At 41.8% G+C, this 20,683-nt stretch carries 13 protein-coding genes; 5 read left to right on the forward strand and 8 right to left on the reverse strand.

From position 1 onward, the window contains the following. Window positions 1–161 precede the first annotated feature (161 nt). From radA to AFM12_RS13765, 3 genes are all read left to right on the forward strand, one after another. Window positions 162–1,538, forward strand: coding sequence for a DNA repair protein RadA (gene radA / locus AFM12_RS13755; protein WP_055149203.1), 1,377 nt, complete (start codon window positions 162–164; stop codon window positions 1,536–1,538). A gap of 230 nt (window positions 1,539–1,768) precedes the next feature. After that, window positions 1,769–3,976 carry a bifunctional alpha,alpha-trehalose-phosphate synthase (UDP-forming)/trehalose-phosphatase gene (locus AFM12_RS13760; protein WP_055149205.1) on the forward strand — a complete coding sequence of 736 codons (2,208 nt, stop codon included), beginning with the start codon at window positions 1,769–1,771 and terminating at the stop codon, window positions 3,974–3,976. A gap of 72 nt (window positions 3,977–4,048) precedes the next feature. Beyond that, window positions 4,049–5,128, forward strand: coding sequence for a mechanosensitive ion channel family protein (locus AFM12_RS13765; protein ID WP_055149207.1), 1,080 nt, complete (start codon window positions 4,049–4,051; stop codon window positions 5,126–5,128). Here the strand turns inward: AFM12_RS13765 and gloA2 are convergent. The 5 genes from gloA2 to AFM12_RS13790 are packed head-to-tail and all read right to left on the reverse strand — an operon-like array spanning window position 5,116 to window position 9,702. Continuing rightward, on the reverse strand, window positions 5,116–5,505 hold the full coding sequence (gene gloA2, locus AFM12_RS13770) for an SMU1112c/YaeR family gloxylase I-like metalloprotein (protein ID WP_055149209.1): 390 nt from the start codon (window positions 5,503–5,505) through the stop codon (window positions 5,116–5,118). The genes AFM12_RS13765 and gloA2 overlap by 13 nt on opposite strands. 5 nt (window positions 5,506–5,510) lie before the next feature. Then, entirely contained in the window at window positions 5,511–6,203 is a 693-nt protein-coding gene (locus AFM12_RS13775; protein ID WP_055149211.1) for a potassium channel family protein, read from the reverse strand. Window positions 6,204–6,230: 27 nt separating this feature from the next. Further along, window positions 6,231–8,033, reverse strand: coding sequence for a TrkH family potassium uptake protein (locus AFM12_RS13780; protein ID WP_055149213.1), 1,803 nt, complete (start codon window positions 8,031–8,033; stop codon window positions 6,231–6,233). 44 nt (window positions 8,034–8,077) lie between these two features. After that, window positions 8,078–8,794 (reverse strand): sulfotransferase-like domain-containing protein, encoded by a 717-nt coding sequence (locus tag AFM12_RS13785; RefSeq protein WP_055149215.1) that lies wholly within the window; start codon window positions 8,792–8,794, stop codon window positions 8,078–8,080. After that, complete coding sequence (locus AFM12_RS13790; RefSeq protein ID WP_055149216.1) at window positions 8,791–9,702, reverse strand: aminotransferase class IV; 912 nt, start codon at window positions 9,700–9,702, stop codon at window positions 8,791–8,793. Before AFM12_RS13790 ends, AFM12_RS13785 begins: the two co-directional genes overlap by 4 nt. Before the next feature lie 95 nt (window positions 9,703–9,797). Here AFM12_RS13790 and AFM12_RS13795 point away from each other — a divergent pair, with 95 nt between their 5' ends. Further along, window positions 9,798–10,154, forward strand: coding sequence for a CoA-binding protein (locus tag AFM12_RS13795; RefSeq protein WP_055149218.1), 357 nt, complete (start codon window positions 9,798–9,800; stop codon window positions 10,152–10,154). A gap of 8 nt (window positions 10,155–10,162) precedes the next feature. On the opposite strand, the gene AFM12_RS13800 is transcribed toward AFM12_RS13795, so the two are convergent. The 3 genes from AFM12_RS13800 to AFM12_RS13810 all read right to left on the reverse strand — a co-directional run bounded on the left by AFM12_RS13800 (window position 10,163) and on the right by AFM12_RS13810 (window position 13,051). Continuing rightward, window positions 10,163–11,824 (reverse strand): VRR-NUC domain-containing protein, encoded by a 1,662-nt coding sequence (locus AFM12_RS13800; RefSeq protein ID WP_055149220.1) that lies wholly within the window; start codon window positions 11,822–11,824, stop codon window positions 10,163–10,165. A gap of 74 nt (window positions 11,825–11,898) precedes the next feature. Further along, window positions 11,899–12,663 carry an MBL fold metallo-hydrolase gene (locus tag AFM12_RS13805; RefSeq protein WP_055149222.1) on the reverse strand — a complete coding sequence of 255 codons (765 nt, stop codon included), beginning with the start codon at window positions 12,661–12,663 and terminating at the stop codon, window positions 11,899–11,901. A 13-nt stretch (window positions 12,664–12,676) separates the two neighbouring features. Next, entirely contained in the window at window positions 12,677–13,051 is a 375-nt protein-coding gene (locus tag AFM12_RS13810; RefSeq protein WP_055149224.1) for a response regulator, read from the reverse strand. Window positions 13,052–13,532: 481 nt separating this feature from the next. Between AFM12_RS13810 and AFM12_RS13815 the strand changes: the two genes are divergently transcribed. Beyond that, the gene (locus AFM12_RS13815; protein ID WP_055149226.1) at window positions 13,533–20,657 is read left to right on the forward strand and encodes a SprB repeat-containing protein; all 7,125 of its coding nucleotides are present in this window, start codon (window positions 13,533–13,535) and stop codon (window positions 20,655–20,657) included. The last annotated feature ends 26 nt before the right edge of the window (window positions 20,658–20,683 follow it).

Below are 20,683 nucleotides of genomic sequence, written 5' to 3' on the forward strand. Positions count from 1 at the left end.
TTAAAATCTTAGTATGATGAAACGCTATATTAACGTTCTGTTCATCTCTCAGATGCCCGTTTCTATGAGCTGGTTGCAATGCAAATGTCTGAATTTCTTCAGGATTGTAAATTAATATGTTTTATTTCGGGCATTGAACCCATTTCTTAGGTTTCCATTTTATGGCTAAAGCAAAAACAGCATATTTCTGTCAAAATTGTGGATATAATTCTCCAAAATGGTTAGGCAAATGTCCTTCGTGCAATCAATGGAACTCGCTGGTAGAAGAGCTTATAGCCTCTGATGAGCAGGACAAAGGTTCATGGCGTTTTGGGTCAAATAACGTGAAGCCTAAAGCCAAGCCTAAAACCATCAATGAAATCACAACGGCTGAGCGATATCGGATTCATACCAATGATGAAGAGTTTGATCGTGTGCTGGGTGGTGGTCTGGTGCCCGGGTCTTTAATTTTGATTGGTGGCGAGCCTGGAATCGGGAAATCAACGCTCATGCTTCAACTAGCCCTGAGCCTGAAAGATTATAATGTACTTTATATATCGGGTGAAGAAAGTGAACAACAGCTTAAAATGAGAGCACAGCGTCTAAAGCACCAAAATGACCGATGTTACATTTTGACCGAAACTGCTACTGACGCCATCTTTAAACAAATAGAATTGCTGGAGCCGGATGTCATTATCGTCGATTCTATTCAAACAATGGTTTCGCCATTGATTGAATCAGGTGCCGGTTCTGTTTCTCAAATCAAAGAGTGTGCTGCCGAATTCATGACTTTTGCCAAAGAATCTGACGTTCCGGTACTTATGATTGGCCATATTACAAAAGAAGGTAGCCTGGCAGGCCCTAAAGTTCTGGAGCACATGGTTGATACTGTTTTGACTTTTGAAGGCGACCGCTACATGGCATATCGATTGCTCAGAACAAGCAAAAACCGATTTGGAAGTACCTCAGAACTGGGCATCTATGAGATGTTAGCTGATGGTCTGAGAGAAGTGAGCAACCCATCTGAAATATTAATTTCTGAACGGACAGAGCAAATCAGTGGTATCAGTATAGCATCCATGATGGAAGGTAACAGGCCTTTGAATGTAGAGATTCAATCGTTGGTTAGCACCGCCAACTATGGAACTCCGCAGAGAACCAGCAACGGATTCGATAATCGAAGACTTCAAATGCTCCTAGCCGTTTTAGAGAAAAGAGGAGGTTTCAGACTGGGTACGCAAGATGTTTTCCTGAATGTGGCAGGAGGCTTGAAAGTGGAGGATCCCGCCATTGATCTCGCTGTTTGCGTTGCGGTGGCCTCCTCTTATGAAGACTTGCCTGTGCCTTCATCCAGCTGTTTTGCGGCAGAAGTAGGGCTCGGTGGCGAGATCAGAGCCGTCAGCCGAATAGAAGGCCGAATCTCAGAAGCCGAAAAACTGGGTTTTAAACGAATTTTCATCTCAGAAAATAACCTCAAAGGTCTCGATAAATCGAAGTTTAAAATTCAGATTTTCTCTGCAGAAAAGCTCGAACAAGTTTTTATGGAGCTCTTTGGCTAAGGCCAATTCGTTATCACAACCTTTTGTACTTTTCTACTCCAAAAAATCTTTGGCTAAATATTCATGCCTTGCTTTTGCCCCTAAAAAGGACTATCTTAAAGCAAGGAATTGAGCTTTATTAATCGCTTTCAATATTAAATTGTATTATTCTAACAATTTAAACCGCTCAAAACCAACTTACGTTTCTTAAGGCAAGAATTGTATTTTTCTCATTTATTCAAAACTATTCTATGAGCCAGGCAAAAAGACTTCTTATTGTATCAAACCGACTTCCTTATCAACTGAGTGAGGAAGATGACGAATTTAAACTGACCATGAGTAGTGGCGGTCTCGTCTCTGCATTAAAAAGTTACATGGAAAACTCTTCCGCGGATTTCAGCGACATGCATTGGTATGGTAACGCGGACTTTAGTGAGAAAGAATGGGCTAAGGCAAGCGAACAATTGGCCGAAAAAACGGATGCCATCAAACCTGTTTTTATTCCAAAAAACCTCAAGGAAAAACACTACAGTGGCTTCTCAAATTCTACTCTATGGCCACATTTCCATTATTTCCCGACTTTCACCAAATATGATCAGTCTGACTATAAGGCTTACTACAAGGTGAATGAAATGTTTGCCAAAAAAATCATTGAGAATTATCAAAAAGACGACGTTATCTGGGTTCATGATTATCAGCTTCTTTTGTTGCCTGAGATGCTGAGAAGAAAACTTCCCGACGCCACAATCGGCTTTTTCTTACATATTCCTTTTCCGTCTTTTGAGATTTTCAGAATGCTGCCACGTGAATGGCGTGAGAATATTTTAAGAGGAATGCTAGGTTCAGATTTGGTGGGATTTCATACCAATGATTACGTGCTTCATTTTCAAAAGTCGGTTCGAATGCTTTTGGGATATGAAAGTAAAAGAAGGCTCATTCAAACTGAGAACAGGGCTATCAGATCAGACCTTTTCCCAATAAGTATTGATTACCATCTGTTTAACAAATCATTTGACAAGCCTGAGGTCAAGAAAATCAAACGGCAGATGAGCAATCTGATGCCGAATATGAAAACCATCTTCTCGGTAGACCGTCTTGACTATACAAAAGGTATCGGAAACCGACTTCGGGCTTATGAGCATTTTCTAAAAGAAAACCCTGAGTGGCATGAGAAAGTAACATTTAATCTGGTAGTCGTGCCTTCACGTGATGTGATCAAGCAATACGGAGAAAACAAACGAAAACTGGAGGAGTTAGTTGGCCGGATTAACGGAGCCTTTGGTAAAATGGGCTGGCAACCGGTAGTATATCAGTATCGTAGTCTCAATTTTGATGAGCTCTGTGCCTGCTATACCGGGTGTGATGTAGCCTTGATTACACCTGTACGCGATGGAATGAATCTGGTTTCAAAGGAATTTGTCGCCAGCCGAAAAGACTTGAAAGGAGTACTTGTTTTGAGTGAGATGGCTGGCTCGGCGGCGGAGCTTGGAGAAGCCATTCTCATTAACCCTACCGACCTGGATGAACTTGCAACAGGCATAAAAAGAGCCCTAAATATGCCATTAATGATGCAAAGCCGTCATCTTGAAATTATGCAGGAACGAATCAGAACTTATGATGTAAACATGTGGGCTCAGGATTTTATGACAGAACTTAGTAATGTAAAAGCACTTCAGGCCAGTAAAAAAATAAGACAAGCCGGACCCGTAGTGAAAAGAGATATAAAAAAGCAATATGATAATGCGGACAAACGTATGTTCTTCCTCGATTATGACGGAACACTGATGCCGTTTCAGTCCCAGCCTCATTTGGCTCAGCCGAATGAGCGTGTACTGAATATGTTGGAAAAACTTGCTTCTGACCCTAAGAACATAGTTACTGTGATAAGTGGAAGAGACCGGGATACACTAAATGAATGGCTTGGTCATTTACCCATCAATTTGGTAACAGAGCATGGTGCCGCCAAGAAAATGAAGGGAGAAGATTGGAAATTGACAGAGAAGGTTTTCAGACCAGAATGGCGTCAGGAGATTTATCACCAGATGAAACTCAATGTACACCGATGTGCCAAATCGTTTATTGAGGAGAAAAATTTCGCAGTAGCCTGGCACTACCGAAATGCCGACAAAGATCTTGGCTTCCTACGTTCAAGAGAGCTCATTGATTCGCTCTACCGGGTCATCAATAATAATATGCCGCTTCAGGTGATTGATGGAAATAAAGTAGTGGAAGTACGGATGACAGGTGTAGATAAAGGGTCTGCCGCTCGTGAAATTTACGATCAGGAAAAAGGAGATTTTGTACTGGCCATAGGCGATGACCGAACTGACGAAGATATGTTCAGAGCTTTGAATGAGGTTGCTTACACCATAAAAGTGGGTACAGAGAACTCTGAAGCGAAATATAACTTCACTAATATTTCTGAAGTGCTTCCATTTTTTGAAGACATAATTGACTAAAATCAGGAAACAAAAGTTGGCGTCAATACTGTTAAATAGACTGATATTTCTACAGAAGCATTTCTAATCTTTATGGATAAAAAACTAATCATTGATATTGTTTTGTGGCTGATAGCCCTCCCCGGAGGCTGGCTTTTAGGTAAAATATTGAAAGCCGCCGTTTTTCCTTCTCTGCATAAGTTTGCCCGAAGAACCAACAACAGTATAGATGACGCCTTGATCACTGCTGTGGAGAAAGTGATTGTTCCTCTTTTCTGGGTTGTGGGCGTTTGGGTAGCTTATCATTACAGTGACCTTTTTCCCGAGTACAAACCGGATATTAAGAAAGGAATTATTACGTTCAGCATCGCCTGCGTAACATGGGCATTGGGTTTTCTGATCAATGAGCTGGCGAAAATGTACCTTTTCAGTATCGGAAAAGCCTTACCGGAAACCTCCATTTTTACCGTTATTATCAAAATTGGGGTTTATATTCTGGGATTGCTTTTTATCATGCACTACCTGAATATACCGATTGCTCCGGCCCTCACGGCCTTGGGAGTTGGAGGTCTGGCGGTGGCTCTGGCTTTGCAAGATACACTGAGTAATCTCTTCTCGGGACTTCAAATGCTGGCGGCAAAAAAGTTAAAGCCTGGTGATTATGTCCAACTCGATACGGGTGATGAAGGTTTCGTGGAAGATATTTCCTGGAGAAATACGACTATAAGAGCCTTGGGTAATCACATTATAATTGTTCCGAACAGTACAATGGCTGGTAGCATAGTCAAAAATTTCATCCTGCCTGATTCTCAAAATTCAGTTCTGGTTCCGGTAGGTGTGGCCTATGACTCTGATCTAAAAAAAGTGGAAAAAGTAGCCATTGAAGTAGGAAAGCATATTCAACAAACCATTGAAGGAGCGGTGGTTGATCATGAACCTTTTATTCGTTATAATGAATTTGCCGATAGCAGTATCAATTTCAACATCATCCTTAGAGCAGGTGATTTTGTAAGTCAATACCTCATGAAACACGAGTTTATTAAAGCACTGCACGAGCGTTTTGATCAGGAAGGTATAGAGATTCCGTTCCCGATAAGAACGGTACATTTGAAATCCGGCAACCTGAATATTGAACAAAAAACTTTAAACTCAGGCTTAGATCAGCCTTCGTAGAGCTCCAGCGGGAGACCGTCCGGATCGGCAAAGAATGTGAATTTTTTTCCGGTGATTTCGTCAATTCGGATGGGTTCAGCTGTTATTCCTGCATCAATTAATTTCTGACGCTCAACTTCAACGTTTTCTACCTCAAAAGCAAGGTGACGTAAACCTGCGGCTTCGGGTCTTGAAACTCTTGAAGGAGGATCAGGAAAAGAGAAAAGCTCAATCACATACTCGTCATTAAGGGTGAGATCTAATTTGTAAGATTGTCGGGTTTCACGAAAAGTTTCTTTGAGAACTTCAAAACCCAAAATTTGGCTGTAAAAAGCTTTACTTTTCTGATAATCAGAGCAAATAATAGCGATATGGTGGACTCTTTTAAGCTTCAGCATCTTACTTAGTCGTCGTCACGACCAATCATTTTCTGGAAGTTTTTGATATCACCCATTAACACCAGAATATCTGACTCATTGAACTCATGTTCAGGATCAAGATCAATACTTACGGTGGAATATTTACTCATCATTCCCAAAATATTCTTTTTGGTCACAAACCGCTTAATACCAATTAGCTTGAGGTGATAGGTACCCATAAAGTCGATATTACCCGCAGTTCTTCCAAGATAACGTTTTGGCACTTCAATTTCCAAAATGCTACAGTCTTCGGAGAGGTCAAAAGACTCGACAACATTGTTCATTTCCAATTGCTTGGCAAACTGCTCGGCAGCAATTTTCTCAGGATTGAAAATGGTCTCGATACCGATGGACTCCAAAACCGTTTGATGTAGGGGATTTATGGCACGGCCAATGATACTTTTAGCATTATGTTGCTTTAGCATAGCTGTGGTAAGAATGGAAGCTCCCACATCTTCCCCAATAGCCACAATGACCTGATCTGCGTCTTTAATCGGCAACGAATTCAGGCTGGAAGGCTTTGAGCTGTCAAGACAAATGGTATGGGTAATGCGGTCTTTGTATTGTTCTACAATCTCAAGTCCGTTATCCACACCAAATACCTCGTGCCCCATTCCAGTCAGGCGGGTAGCGAGGGTTGAACCAAAATTTCCTAAACCAATGACAATGTATTTCATGTCTTTACTTTTTTTATTTTTCGTTGATCAGACGATCAAAACGTTCTCTTTCGGGTAACGGTGAGAGCTGCTTCCTACTTTTTTGAAAAGCCCGAAAAGTATGGTAAACATACCTACCCTACCCAAAAACATGGTCACGATAAGCACGAATTTACTCGGTGTGCTCAGTTCCGGCGTCAAATTCAGAGATAAACCAACAGTACTGTAGGCCGAGAAGCACTCAAAAGCAATTTTGGTCAACTGTTGCTCCGGTTCAAAAATGCTGATCAGAAATACCGCTAAACCGATAATCAGAAAAGAGATAAACATCACAGCGAAAGCCCTTTTGATGGAGTCTTCTGAGATTTCTCTTTTGAAAAGCTCAACCCGGCCTTTGCCCCGCACCAGAGCTACAATGTTTGAAATGGCAATCGTAAACGTGGTGGTTTTGATACCTCCACCGGTACTACTCGGCGAGGCTCCAATCCACATCAGTAAGAGATAAACCAAGATAGTTCCCTGCATTAATCCGCCCATGTCAACGGTATTGAAACCCGCTGTTCGGGGGGTAACGCTGCCAAAAAGCGATTGTGTAAACTTGCCAAAAATGGTGGGGTGATCCTGCAATGTGTTATTGTACTCTGTGGCAAAATAGAGAATCATACCCAGTACCAGTAAAATGGTGGTTGAGGTCAAAACCAGTCTCGAATGTACATTGAGATTTCTGGCCAGAAAAACAAAACGCTGTCTCATAAAAAGCCATTGAAACAAACTTCTGAAAAGACTTCTCACCGTATTATACAAGTCAATAACCACCGGAAAGCCAATTCCACCAAAAATCACCAGCAGGCAAATGATGATCTGAAAAGGATAATTATACCGAAAACCTCCATTGAAAAGTCCGTCAGGGAGCGTGCTGAATCCGGCATTACAAAAGGCCGAAACTGCATGAAAAACTGAGAAAAACCAGGAATCGTAAGAATTGGTAAAGAACTTCTCATTGCTGACATAGTGAATCAGAAAAACGCCAATGGCCTCCATAATTAAGGTATAACCTACAATTTTCACGAGAGTTGAAACCAAAGAATTAGGCTGATCAGGCTGAATAATATCATTCAGAATAAGGTGGTTTCTAAAAGACATTCCGCCTCTAAAAAGAACCGCAAAAAAGTTGGTAAAGGTCATCAACCCTAACCCACCAATCTGAATCATAACCAGCAACATATCTTTACCCAAAGGCGTAAACGCCGAAGCAGTATCGACAACCGCAAGACCCGTTACACAAACCGCACTGGTTGCTGTAAAAAGGGCGTCCACAAAAGTCATTTGATGAGTGGTGACGTCAGGAATCAACAGTAAAGCCGTACTCACAAAAATGAGCATGGCAAAACTAAAGCCAAAAAGCATGGAGGGCGTAAGGCGTCTGTCTTTGATGATATGGCCCTCCCTGATAATTCTAACTACAAAAAAGACACTGAGCAGCACATAAAGAAACCAGTCTGAATACAAAAACTCGACATGATATTTGAGCTTTTCATAAAGAAACAGCAGCCCGGCAAAGGTGAGATCGGGCAGCTGCCGCCGATCAAACATCTTGGGTGATTTCCTAATGAAATGCTGTAAAAACCATTTGACCAGGTAAAGCGTCATGGCCAGCCAAGGAATTTTTCTCAAAATAGCCAGAACCGTACTGGCCACCTGGCCTTCTTTAGGAAAAGCAATCTGGTAAATGGACAGAGCAAAACCAACAAATAAGACAAGGAGAATAGCCCGGTCAATTCTCTTCACCAGCTTTTTTCTGATCAGAATCAGCTTATCCCAAAAATCTACGAGGTAGTGCTTTAGTTTCACTCTTTTTTATATCTCGACCAAAGGTAAAGACCAGATTCAATCAGTCAAAGAGCCATTGCTTTTAACTTCAAATAATGCCGCATACACTCGCCTAAAAGAGGTTTCAAATGCTCAGGAAAAGGTTCTGTCTTCTTTTTGAAAGGCATAAAACCGGTTGACTTATGTACGTTGGTATACCAATAAGGTGCCCAAACGCCATCTTCAGGTCTAGCCCCTGCAGACCAGAAAAGCATTTCAGGGTAAAACGGAATATCAATCGCTTCGCAAAGTTTTCTCAGTTTCTCCTCTGGATTGTTCAAAAAACTCTCGGCTTCAATGACCACAAAAGGCGTACTATCCCGCTGTAATTTCTCAATAAGCTCTGTATGCCGCTGATAACCCACATCGTCGATGGTCGGATTCTCAATAACCGCGGCAAAGGAAGGAAGCATTTCCACCGGGTCACGCGTTAAAATCACTTGGTGAAATCCCTCAAAAAAAGCATCATCCATAGTGAGCAGGTGGTGGGTCATGTTCTTGTAAAAAAAGACCTCAGCACTATGATCATTCTTTATTCTCGACAACACTTTATCGGCATCGGCATCCATAGAATTCAGAATATCCTCTGCTCCGGGGTGGTAAGACCGTGCCTCAGAGTTTTTGAGATAGTAGGCATAGAGCGGCTCATCTTCCACTTTGGTGTCTGGCCTTTGGGCAAATGAGTACATGATGGCCGTTGAGATATTTCTTGGGCCAGACCATAGGTTAATTCGTTTTGTCATTTAGTTTCCTGAACAATTAAAGCTTCGTATAAATCGCTAATTTTTTGAGTCAAAGCACCTGATTGACCATCACCAACGGACTTTCCATCAATCTTAATGACCGCTGTTACACCACCAAAAGTACCCGTCACAAAAGCCTCATCAGCTCCGTAAAGATCAAAAAGTGAGAAGTTTTTCTGACGGCATACGATTCCATTGGCTTCACAAACAGCGATAATATTACCTCTGGTGATGCCATTCATGCAGTATTGACCTGTTGACGTCCATACTTCTCCGTCTTTAATCATGAAGAAATTGGTGGAATTACAAGTAGCCACAAAGCCATGAATATCAAGCATCAAGGCTTCATCAGCCCCAGCCTCAATGGCTTGAATTAGGGCCTGAACCTCATGTAATTTGCTATGGCAATTCAGTCGTGGGTCAAGATAATCAGGCGAGCCTCTTCTGTAAGAGCTTGTAAAGAGAGTTATACCTCTTTTCTTAGTCTCTGACGAAGCAATTTTATGCTCTGCAATGATGACCAAATTAGGCCCGGAGATGGTCAATCTCGGATCCTGAGATGGGGTTTTCTTGATCCCGCGAGTCACCATTACTCTGAGGTGCACGCCATCGTACATGTCGTTTTTTCTCAACGTCTCAAAAATGGTCTCCAGAAGTTCTTCCCGACTAAAGGGAAGATTTATGCCGATCACCTTGGCCGATTGCCAGAGTCTGTCAAGATGTTTCTCAATAAAAACTAATTTACCATGATGCAACCGAATACCTTCCCAAACGCCATCACCCACGAGATAACCGCTATCAAAAACCGATATTTTTGCCTCATTTCTCGGTAAAAACTCTCCATTGACATAGATCATGACATCTTCATTCCGGCGGTCTTCTATCGCATCGTGCGTTCCCTTAGGCATATTCTCATTTTTTGCCCCAATTTAATCCGCAATTTTGAAAACCGAATTGTTTTCAACACAGAAACCTTAAGGAGCGTGATAATGTTTGTTTTTTCATGAGAACATTAATTCTGGGAGCCAGTAATAATCCGGCGAGATACTCTTTCATGGCCGCACACAGACTGGTCAACGCCGGGCATGAGATTATTCCCGTAGGTATTAAAAAAGGAGAAGTGGCTGGTTCTGAAATTCGGTCAACCGTAGAGGGCATCAGCGATATTCATACCGTAACTCTCTACCTGAGCCAACGAAACCAAGCTCCATATGAAGACTTTTTGCTTCAGTTAAAACCGGAAAGAGTCATTTTCAACCCGGGCACCGAGAATCCTGAATTGATGGAGAAACTGATCAAAGAAGGTGTCGATGCCTTTGAGGCCTGTAATCTGGTGATGTTGGGGACAGGGCAGTTTTAGTGAGTCAACTAATCCTCAAAAAACACCCTCAATACCCGGGCATTAATATCATTTTCTTCAAAATAACCGAGCCAGAATAACTGCCGATTAGAAAGATTATCCGTTGGTGATTTGACTTCAATAAACTCATACCCCTCCTGATCCCAAACAAAAAGATCGGGAAAGCCTCTGGAATTCTCGGCGATATCTTTTGAGATGTGAATCAAAATAGGCTTCAGCTTTTCAAGTCCTATAAACTTGGTGGCCAACAAAATACCCTCCCAAATGCCTTCCATCCAGATCACAAAAGGGTTTGCGATGCCTTCATGCTTCACAAAATTGTTTCGCATGAGCAGAAGCAGATCATCGGTATCTTCAAAACCATCCAAATGGCCATGAATAATCTCCTTTCTTTTTTCATAAAAATCTGGAAGATGGAGATCTGAAGGCCTCCGCTGAAAAGGATGATGAAAAGCAACCAAGGCCGGATCAAAAATAATATCCCAGAAAATAAGTCCGAAAATACCTCGCCACAGGTGATTCTCGGAGAACATCGCAAACTTACCCTCGGCTAAATAGTGCTCAATAGTCCCCAGCTCCACCTGGCCACGATACACCTTAGGAACCGTAATTTTCTCAGCCTCATGTAGCTTTTCGGTGGTGAGTTTCTTCCTACGGTTTTTATTCCGCAGCATACGATCAGCAAAGTCTTTAGCAAAAAAGTGCTCGTCGGCATTGGTGCTGTTAGTAATCATATCTTCACAAAGCTCAAGAGCCTCTTCAAAATTCTTCAGCTTCGTAAGGCAGCGAACACGGCGTTCTTTCGCCTGAGGCAAAACACAAGTTTTATAAACCTCCACTGCCAGCTCCAGTCTTTGCTCTCGCTCAAGATGGCGACCAACTTTTAATTTTAACCGCTCCAGCGAGGGCTTTGCCACCTCACTCAATTCCCGTAATGAGTCATGAAAAGTGTCAAACCAGTCGTAAATTTCTTCAGGCTCAGCCGTTTTCTTCAACGACTCAAAAAGGTCAGCCTGATCAGTGAGCATCCATTTGTCTTCAGCGTCCTTACGAGTATCAAAACGGGCGACCAGTTTATCGTCGTCATGTTGAAAATATTGAACAAAGCCGAGGTCTCTGACCACAAACTCGGTCATATCCATGTAACGATTCCCAAAAAAAAGAAATCTCAAAAAAGCCGTCTCGTATTCAAAATTGACCTTTATGAGAGAAAAGAGTTGATCAATCCCCTCAATAATTTCCTCAGGCTCCAGTTGCTCTCTAAGCAGTAATGAAATCTCCTGTTTAGACCAGCTTTTTTTGACGCTTTCTGGAGCGATTTTGAGTAAATCTGCTTTTGTACATAAATGTAAAAGTTCAGGCACCCGATCAGTATGAATTTCTGAAAGGGGCTCGGCAAACTCCTTCTCTAACAGCTCATCAAGCAATTCGGGAATTGCCGCCAGCTCTTCATAATACAGGCCTTCCGTTTTGAAAAAAGCCCCCCGACGATTGGTAAACCGAATAAAAAGACATTGTGAATCCTCTGAGAGAGCATAGTATTTCCTCAAAAATCGCCACTCGCCTTCATTAAGAATGTGCTTGTACTTGTCTTTGACAAAATCAAGCAGATAATTGAAATAATCCAGATAGTATTTAGGAGGCAATACGACGTTCTCATTCTCAGCCATAGCTGCAATTTATTCGATTTGAACCGAAGCGACCCAATTCTTTCCTGATTATGCTAAAAATTTCACCACTGCCCTCAAATCTCAAAACTCAGCCCGTCATAGGCCAGTTCTATACCAGCGGGGAGCTCGGAATTGACCTCATTATGAAGCCCCATTTTGTGCGAAATATGAGTGAAGTATGTTTTCTCGGCACCAATCTCAAGAGCTAATTCAATGGCTTGAGATAAAGTAAAGTGTGAGATATGATCTTGTTTTTGTAAAGCATCCAAAACCAAAATGCGGCAGCCTTTTACCTTTTCTTTCTCTTCCTCCGATATATAGTTGGCGTCAGTGATGTACACAAAATCCTTAATTCTAAAACCGAAAACGGGAAGCTTATAATGAAGTACTTCAATAGGCTGAAAAGTCAATCCTTCAATTTCAAAGGGTTTATTTTCAATAACATTGGTATGAATCAAAGGAACTCCCGGGTAGGCTTCTTCCTGAAAAGCATAATGAAACTCCCGTTTGAGTTGATCAAGCACCTGCTCTCTGCCGTACAGATTGAGATACTTTTTACCGTGGATATAATTGAAAGGCCTGACATCATCTAAACCAGCAGTATGGTCTTTGTGCTCATGCGTATAAACAACAGCGTCAAGGGATTTTATCCCTGTTGTGAGGAGTTGCTGACGCAGGTCAGGACCGGAATCTATCAGCACATTTGAGTCTTCATGTTGAACGATAACAGAGACTCTTAATCGCTTATCTTTAGGGTTTTCTGAAAGGCAAACGGGGCACTCACACGTAAGAACGGGCACCCCAGATGAAGTGCCCGTTCCTAAAATTGTTATTTTCATGCCCGCTTTGAAATTATGCTTCGGTAAGGTCTTTTACTACCTTAACCAGCATATCAAAGTTCAATGGCTTCATTAGAACCTCATTGAAGCCAGCGTCTTTGTATTCTTCTTCAGTGTAATTTCTGGCATTTCCTGTTATCGCTACTACGGGTAAGTCCGCGGTTTTATCATTCTCACGAATGGCTGCTACACACTCCAGGCCATCCATTACAGGCATATTGATATCAAGTAGTACAATATCAAAAGACTCTTTCTCAAGTAATTGAATAACCTGCTCACCATTTTTTACAGCTGTGATTTTGAAGTTTTGAAACTCCAGAATCTTTTTTGCAAGGTTTTGAATAACCGAAGAATCTTCAGCGATAAGTACGTTTTTGGATGATGACATTTCTTGTTTCTTAAATTCTGTTACGACGTAAATATAAAACAGAAGAACTTTACTTCACTTTTAAGACGAAGTTTTTTGCAGAAAGTTCGGTTTTCAGCCCGAACATTTTCATTGAAAACTTCAAACCGAATAAAAAATGAGGCATTGAACTGACATTTTCAATTTGGAAGAAATCTTAACAAAATAAAAATACAAATCCCTTGTTAACAGACACTTAAGATTTTCAAAAAAATAACAGTGAGAAAGTAATTCAATAATCTTCAAATTCTGAGCTGCATTTTATCCTCTTTGGTGCTTGACGCCTTGTACAAATGCCATATCTTTGGAATAGATGCCAGAAGGACTTACGCTAACTAATAATTTCAAAAGTACCACTTTCAGATAGCTGAATTTTAGCCGTGAAATAAAAATAGGCTGCATGCCCCTATGTCATCAGATCACATCAAACCGCTTTGAGTTTCACTCAGAACCCTAAGACTTTATGTTAAAACATTTACTTCTTTCCGTTTTAGCCCTCTTCCTTCTCACCACATCGGCTTTTTCACAAGGCATTGGAATTGCCAAAAATGTTCAACCTCTTGGCCGAGAGCAGGTTTTAACTTTTACCATCGAGTCATTTGAAAATGATACACTCTTTAAAATTCAGGTAATCGATGACCTTGATGCAGTTTTTGGGGCTGGTAACTATACCGTTTCTTCGCCTCCATCCACCACCGGAAATCTGGTGGCAAATTCAAATTATAATGGCTCTACTCAAACAAGCCTTTTAGACGTAAACAACTCATTTTTGAAAGCAGGCCAAACTGCTCAAATAACCCTTGGTATTTCAATTCAATCCGTTACAGACCAAGGGTTAGGTTTTGGTCTCTATTCAAATCAAGTTACAGTTACTGCTGAGGATAAGAACTCTCAACCTTTTTCTGATCTCTCCGACTTTGGTAATAACCCAGACCCAAATGGAAATCAGGATCCAGGTGATGCAGGAGAAGATGACCCCACAATAATTGATTTACTACAGAACCCAATTATAGGTATTGCCAAAACCACATCTGTAAATGGACAAGATGTAACATTCAATTTCTTTTTAGAAAATTTTGGAAACCGGAACATACAAAATCTCAGCATAACAGACGATCTGGACGCAGTTTTTGGAGCTGGAAATTATTCAATTTCTTCAGGCCCATCTATTATTAGTGGACCCAATTTGACTGCCAATACATCATTTAACGGAAGTTCTAACACCAATCTTTTGAATACTTCCAGTTTCATAAATGTTGGTATAACAGCTCAAGTGCAGCTGACCGTTACCGTCAATAATGTTATTAATCAAGGGAATGGGCTTGGCGTTTATTCTAATCAGGCGACGGCGTCCGGGCAATCTTCAGGAGGAAAGACAACATCAGATGTTTCGGATCAGGGAGTTAACCCAGACCCCAATGGCAACAACAGCCCGGGCGACCCCGACGAAAATGATCCGACCGTATTCGTTATTGGCGAGAATCCTGTGATTGGCGTTTCAAAAACCGCAACAGTGAATAACGGAGAGGTTACCTTTGACATTTATCTCGAGAACCTTGGTGATGTAAACCTTACCAATATTTCGTTACGGGATAATCTGAAAGATGTTTTTGGAGCAGGAAATTTTAACATAACAGGGCTTACAAGTCTAACAGTTTCTCCGGGAACAACCCTGAATACCTCATTTGATGGCAATTTTGATACTGAACTCATTTCAGGAGGCACTTTGGCTCCCGGAGAAGTCAATATTTTTCGTTTCACAGCAGAAAACATAATCCTGAGCGACCAAGGTCTAGGTGAAGGGAATTATAGCAATCAGGCAACAGCTCAGGCTTATTCGGTGAACGGTGCATTCACCAGTGATCTTTCTGATGACGGCACTGATCCTGATCCTAATGGAAATGGAAATCCAAATGAAGCAGGGGAGAATGATGCAACCACTTTCTCTGTGAGTAGCATTGACCTTTTAGGACTTTCTATTGAATACAAACTGGTTTCTAATTCTGGCCAACCTAACATAGAACTGTTTTATACCCTCGAGAACTTTGGTAATAGAAGAGTATCAGGCATCTCCATAAATCAGGATCTAAATGCAGTCTATGGTGCAGGAAATTATGTCCACACTCAAAACCCCGTTCATGTCAGCGGAAGTTTAACAATAAGTTACAATGCAGCGTATAACGGAAGTACCAACACCAACCTTCTAAGTTCGGGAAGCTATCTTGATCCGGGGGAAAGCGTTGTTTTTAAAATTGGCCATGTCCTAATAAACATGACAGATCAGGGTTTTGGACTTGGAATATATCAAGCTCAAGCAACTGTAGACGGATCAAACCCTGAAACTGATCCTGTTTCGGACGTCTCAACAGAAGGTAATAATCCTGACCCCGATGGAAACGGCAATCCAGACGAGATGACTCCAACCGAAATTGATGTCAACCTTTTACCTTCCATTGGGCTTGCCTTAAACTCAACAGAAAATGGAAATGAAATTATTTTGGACTATTACCTTGAGAATTTAGGTAATGTCTCTTTATCCGAGATTTCGCTTCCGATAAACCTGGAGCAATTTTTTGGTAACGGCAATTTTACCATCACCGGCGTTCCAACATTCGTTGATGACCCCGGCACTTTACAAATAAACCCCGCTTATGATGGAACGTTAGCTAACAGTGCCCTTTTTGATTTGGGAACCAGTTCATTAGCTGTAGGTGAAACTGCCCAAATTAGAATAATTATTAACCTTAACAATATAGAAAACACCGGTAACGGGCTGGGCACTTATGTATTGCAAAACACAGTGACCGCTAAAAGTGCTTCATCAGGTTACTTTGAAGACCTTTCTGACTCTGGAACAGACCCAGATCCAGATGGTGACAACAATGCCAACGAAGCTGGTGAAAACGACCCGGATTATATCAACTTGGCTGTTGACCCAATAGGGACCGCTCTGAATGCCACCATCTCCAACGGACTAGACGTAACACTTGATCTTTATCTCGAGGGCTTTGGGGCTGCCCCTTCTAATAATCTCTCTCTATTATTAGATCTGGAAGAAACATTCGGTGCTGGTAATTTCTCTATCTCATCAGCTCCGGCTTTTATCAGTGACCCTGGAACAATGATGCTTAATGGCAGTTTTAACGGATCAACGAATACAGAATTATTTTCTTCGGGTTCATCCATAAATAACACGGCTACTGCACAAATTCAACTAACGGTGCATGTGAACGCTCTTACTGATCTTGGAAATGGTATGGGAGTTCATCAAGCTCAGGCCATTTTTTCAGGAAGTAATATTTCTGGCCTTAGAGTAAAAGATTTGTCAGATTCCGGTGTTGAACCTGATCAGAATAATAATAATAGTGCAGGAGATGCTAATGAAGATGACATTACTCAAATTGCTCTGGGATCGCCAGGTATAGGTATTGCCAAAATAGCGGCCGTTTCAGGAAATAATGTTTATTACCTGTACACAATAGAAAACATCGGTAACCTGCCTCTAACCGATGTTTCGGTAACCAATAACCTTTTCAGTGTTTTCGGATTTGGAAACTATTCAGTTCTTCAGCAGCCAGTCAAAATATCAGGTCCTTCAACTATCAATGTGATAAATGCCTTCGATGGCACCTTTGCTCAAACTTTAGTTTTCGGTGGCACTCTTCTTCCTAAAGAAAAGGCAGAAATACTATTTGCATTAACCGTAAATACCGTTACAAATCAAGGTAATGGCTTTGGAATTTATAAAAGCAATGCAAATACCTCTGCATTATCACCTGATAATCAAACCCAAACGGATATTTCAGACGAAGGTCTTGAAACTGATCCCGATCAAGATGGTAATGCCAATGAAGCCGGAGAAAATGATGCCTCTACCGCCGATCTGAATGCAGGCAAGTCTCTCGGTATGGCCCTGGATGCGACGGTCTCCGGGAACGAGGTAACATTGGATATCTATTTAGAAAATTTTGAAAACTCTCAAATTTCAAATCTACTGTTAAATAAAAATCTGGATGATGTTTTCGGGGCAGGTAACTATATCGTCAAAACCGCTCCTGCATTAATAGATGACCCGGGGACAATAACGCTAAACCCCTCTTTTGATGGTTCTGCTGATATTTCTATCATTCAGACTGGTTCTACTTTAGGTGGAATATCCACGGCCCATATCAGAATGGTCATTGAAATCTCAACTGTCGTCGATAATGGTGCCGGAACAGGCAATTATTCCTGTCAAATGTTATTAAAAGGAACTGCCCCTGACAATAGCTTTACTGGAGATTGGTCTGATAGTGGAACGGATCCTGATCCTGATGGGAATGGTATTCCATTTAGTCAGGGAGAAAATGATCCAACTTTATTTTCAGTCGATGATTCCTCAATAGGCCTTGCCATGCAATCGTCAGTTGATTGTGACGGAGTCATAACATTGACTTACGGAATTCAAAATTTGGGCTCCACCTCGCTCGATTCTCTAAGCCTTCAACTTGACCTGGATGATTTATTCGGCTCTGGTTCCTACACCATTGAGCAAACACCTGAACTAACAACCGAACAAAGAGGTCTTGATCTAAATGAAGGATTTGATGGTTCTGAAGAAAAAGACATTTTATTGCCTTCTTCAGTAAGTTCCGGGAACGGAATTGAAAGAATAGTTCTCAAAATAAAACTCAACAATCCTTCGAACCAACTTTATTCGATTAGCTCAATAATTTATGCTACAAACAGTAACAATAAACAGATATCGGACTTGTCCGACAATGGATCAAACCCTGACCCTAACGGTAACTCTATTGCAAATGAAACCGGAGAAAATGACCCAACTCCTTTTCAGACTTACGCACTTATGTCTGCAAGTATTACTAGTTCAACCAACGTTTCCTGTTTCGGTTTTAACAACGGATCAGCAGTAGTTTCTGCAACAGGTGGAGATGGTAATTATACGTACTCCTGGAGCCCTTTAGGTGGGGTTTTGACAACAGGCACAAACCTCTCCGCAGGTTCTTACACCGTTACGGTTGCAGACGGCAGGAATTGTACAGCAACAGCCTCCGTTGTAATCACTCAGCCGGATACCTTAATTGCAACCATCACTTCCTCTGAAAACCTCTCATGTGATGAAGCCGGCGACGGGGAAATTGACCTGACTGTTTCTGGTGGAACTGAAAGCTATTCTTACAGCTGGTCGAATTCGGCCACCACTCAGGATCTCATGGGACTGCAGGCGGGCATCTATTCGGTGACCGTTACTGATGCTAATAGTTGTACCGCAACAGCCTCTGTTGAAATTACTCAACCTGACACCTTACTGGCTACCATTACGTCAACAAAAGACCTGACATGTTATGAATCAGCAGACGGGGAAATTGATCTGACCGTTACCGGTGGGACTGAGAGTTATTCATACAGCTGGTCAAATTCTGCAACAACCCAAGACTTAACGGGCCTTGCAGCAAATACCTATTCAGTAACTGTCACGGATGCCAATGGATGCTCCGCAACCGCCTCGGTTCAGATTTACCAGCCTGATTTATTGGTGGCAACCATATCTTCATCCACTAACCTAAGCTGCTATAAGTCAAATGATGGAGCCATTGATCTCGAGGTTTCAGGCGGATCAGGCCATTATAATTACAGTTGGTCAAATTCTGCGACTACAGAAGATTTAAGTGGTCTGGCAGCTGGAACGTATTCCGTCACTGTAACTGATGATAATAACTGTACAGCTACGGCCTCTGTTGAGATTACTCAACCTGACACCTTAATTGCTACCATCACCTCCTCCAAAAAACTCAGCTGTGATGAAGCCGGAGATGGAGAAATTGATCTGGCCGTTTCAGGAGGTACTGAAAATTATTCTTACAGCTGGTCTAATTCGGCCACCACTCAAGATCTCACCGGACTACAGGCGGGCATCTATTCGGTGACCGTTACTGATGCTAACAGTTGTACCGCAACAGCCTCGGTTGAAATTACTCAACCTGACACCTTACTGGCTACCATTACGTCAACAAAAGACCTGACATGTTATGAATCAGCAGACGGGGAAATTGATCTGACCGTTACCGGTGGGACTGAGAGTTATTCATACAGCTGGTCAAATTCTGCAACAACCCAAGACTTAACGGGCCTTTCGGCAAATACCTATTCGGTAACTGTTACAGATGCTAATGGATGCTCGGCTACGGCAACCGTTGAGTTGACACAACCATTACAACCTATTTTGACTGAGGCAAGCCACCTTAACCCTACGACCTGTGGCGGTTCAGAAGGGTCCATTTCTTTCAGTACATCTAATGTTCCTGATGGTACCTTCTCTTTGAGTTATTACTATAATAACAATACGACAAGCACGATTCAGGTAATCTTGAATTCGGGTGAATTTGAGATTCAAACCCTTAGCTCTGGCAGTTATAGCAACTTTGTCTTGGATTATGGCCAATGCGAAGTTACCCTAAGTGGTCCGATCGAATTACAAGGCCCTGTTTTCGAAACTTCCGCCAGCAATACTGGTCCATATAATGTAGGTGATGAGATCCAGTTAATGGTGGCTAGCGGAGTGGAGTTTAGCTGGACCGGACCTAATAATTTCTACAGTTTTGCTCAAGCACCAACCATATCATCGGCTCAGGAAGCCAGTGCAGGCACCTATGAGGTGATTGTCAAGGGAGCGAACAATTGTGTGGATACGGTAAGTACAACCGTTGTGGTTAATTGTCTGCCTTCTAAATTCAAATACTATTTAGTTTACGGAGGACCGTCACCAGAGGTAGTTACTGAATTAACAGATGGTTTGAGTTTTCAACCTGAGGCGGGCCGTCTTCTGAACATTTTTGCTCAACCGAATTGTTCAGAAAACCCGATTGAAAGTATGAAACTTCAATTGAGTGGAACTTCCGAGATTCAATACCGGGAAGACAACGAACCTATTTACGCCTTATACGAAGGAGAAGGACAATTTGGCGGTGATTTTCTCTCACCTAACCTTTACACCTTTATTGCTACAGCTTACGATCAGGATAATGCTCAGGGTAATGACCTCTACGGCCAGGAAGTTATCCAGTTTTACATTGTTTCCGGGCAAAACACCATTTCTAAACCTGTTGTGAATCAAACTCATTTCTGCAATGGTGATGAACTAATCGTTAATGTAAACAGTACGGGTACTTTTGTGACTGGTAATCTTTATCAGGTATATTTATCTGATAAAAATGGGAAATTCATATCCCCACGCCTTATCGGATTCTCTAATGATCCTTCAAATATCAGTTGCCAAATGCCTTCAGATGCTGAGTCTGGAAGCAACTACAAAATTAAAGTAGTTTCAACAGCTCCGGTTGTTAACTCTACTATTTCAGAGAGCTTTTCAATTATTGGTTCAAACCTCTCATTGGTATCCACCACTGATGACATCAATGGCGGTACCACTGATCAGCGTGCAGTTGTTTCTATTCAAGCAGAAAATGATATTACAGGCAACTCAAGAACCGACTTTAAGGCCGGAAGAAATATTCAGCTAAAACCTGGCTTCTCGGTTGAGTCAGGCTCTGTTTTCTCTGGAGTTATAGAGGGACAATGCCCTCGTTAATCGGAACGAAAATACCCGGAACGTCA

The sequence above is a fragment of the Jiulongibacter sediminis genome (assembly GCF_001306455.1).
Lineage (GTDB): Bacteria > Bacteroidota > Bacteroidia > Cytophagales > Spirosomataceae > Jiulongibacter > Jiulongibacter sediminis.

Coding starts and splice junctions, on each gene's coding strand:
- radA (WP_055149203.1), top strand. CDS start 162: ATGGCTAAAGCAAAAACAGCATATTTCTGTCAAAATTGTGGATATAAT.
- AFM12_RS13760 (WP_055149205.1), top strand. CDS start 1,769: ATGAGCCAGGCAAAAAGACTTCTTATTGTATCAAACCGACTTCCTTAT.
- AFM12_RS13765 (WP_055149207.1), top strand. CDS start 4,049: ATGGATAAAAAACTAATCATTGATATTGTTTTGTGGCTGATAGCCCTC.
- gloA2 (WP_055149209.1), bottom strand. CDS start 5,505: ATGCTGAAGCTTAAAAGAGTCCACCATATCGCTATTATTTGCTCTGAT.
- AFM12_RS13775 (WP_055149211.1), bottom strand. CDS start 6,203: ATGAAATACATTGTCATTGGTTTAGGAAATTTTGGTTCAACCCTCGCT.
- AFM12_RS13785 (WP_055149215.1), bottom strand. CDS start 8,794: ATGACAAAACGAATTAACCTATGGTCTGGCCCAAGAAATATCTCAACG.
- AFM12_RS13790 (WP_055149216.1), bottom strand. CDS start 9,702: ATGCCTAAGGGAACGCACGATGCGATAGAAGACCGCCGGAATGAAGAT.
- AFM12_RS13795 (WP_055149218.1), top strand. CDS start 9,798: ATGAGAACATTAATTCTGGGAGCCAGTAATAATCCGGCGAGATACTCT.
- AFM12_RS13800 (WP_055149220.1), bottom strand. CDS start 11,824: ATGGCTGAGAATGAGAACGTCGTATTGCCTCCTAAATACTATCTGGAT.
- AFM12_RS13805 (WP_055149222.1), bottom strand. CDS start 12,663: ATGAAAATAACAATTTTAGGAACGGGCACTTCATCTGGGGTGCCCGTT.
- AFM12_RS13810 (WP_055149224.1), bottom strand. CDS start 13,051: ATGTCATCATCCAAAAACGTACTTATCGCTGAAGATTCTTCGGTTATT.
- AFM12_RS13815 (WP_055149226.1), top strand. CDS start 13,533: ATGTTAAAACATTTACTTCTTTCCGTTTTAGCCCTCTTCCTTCTCACC.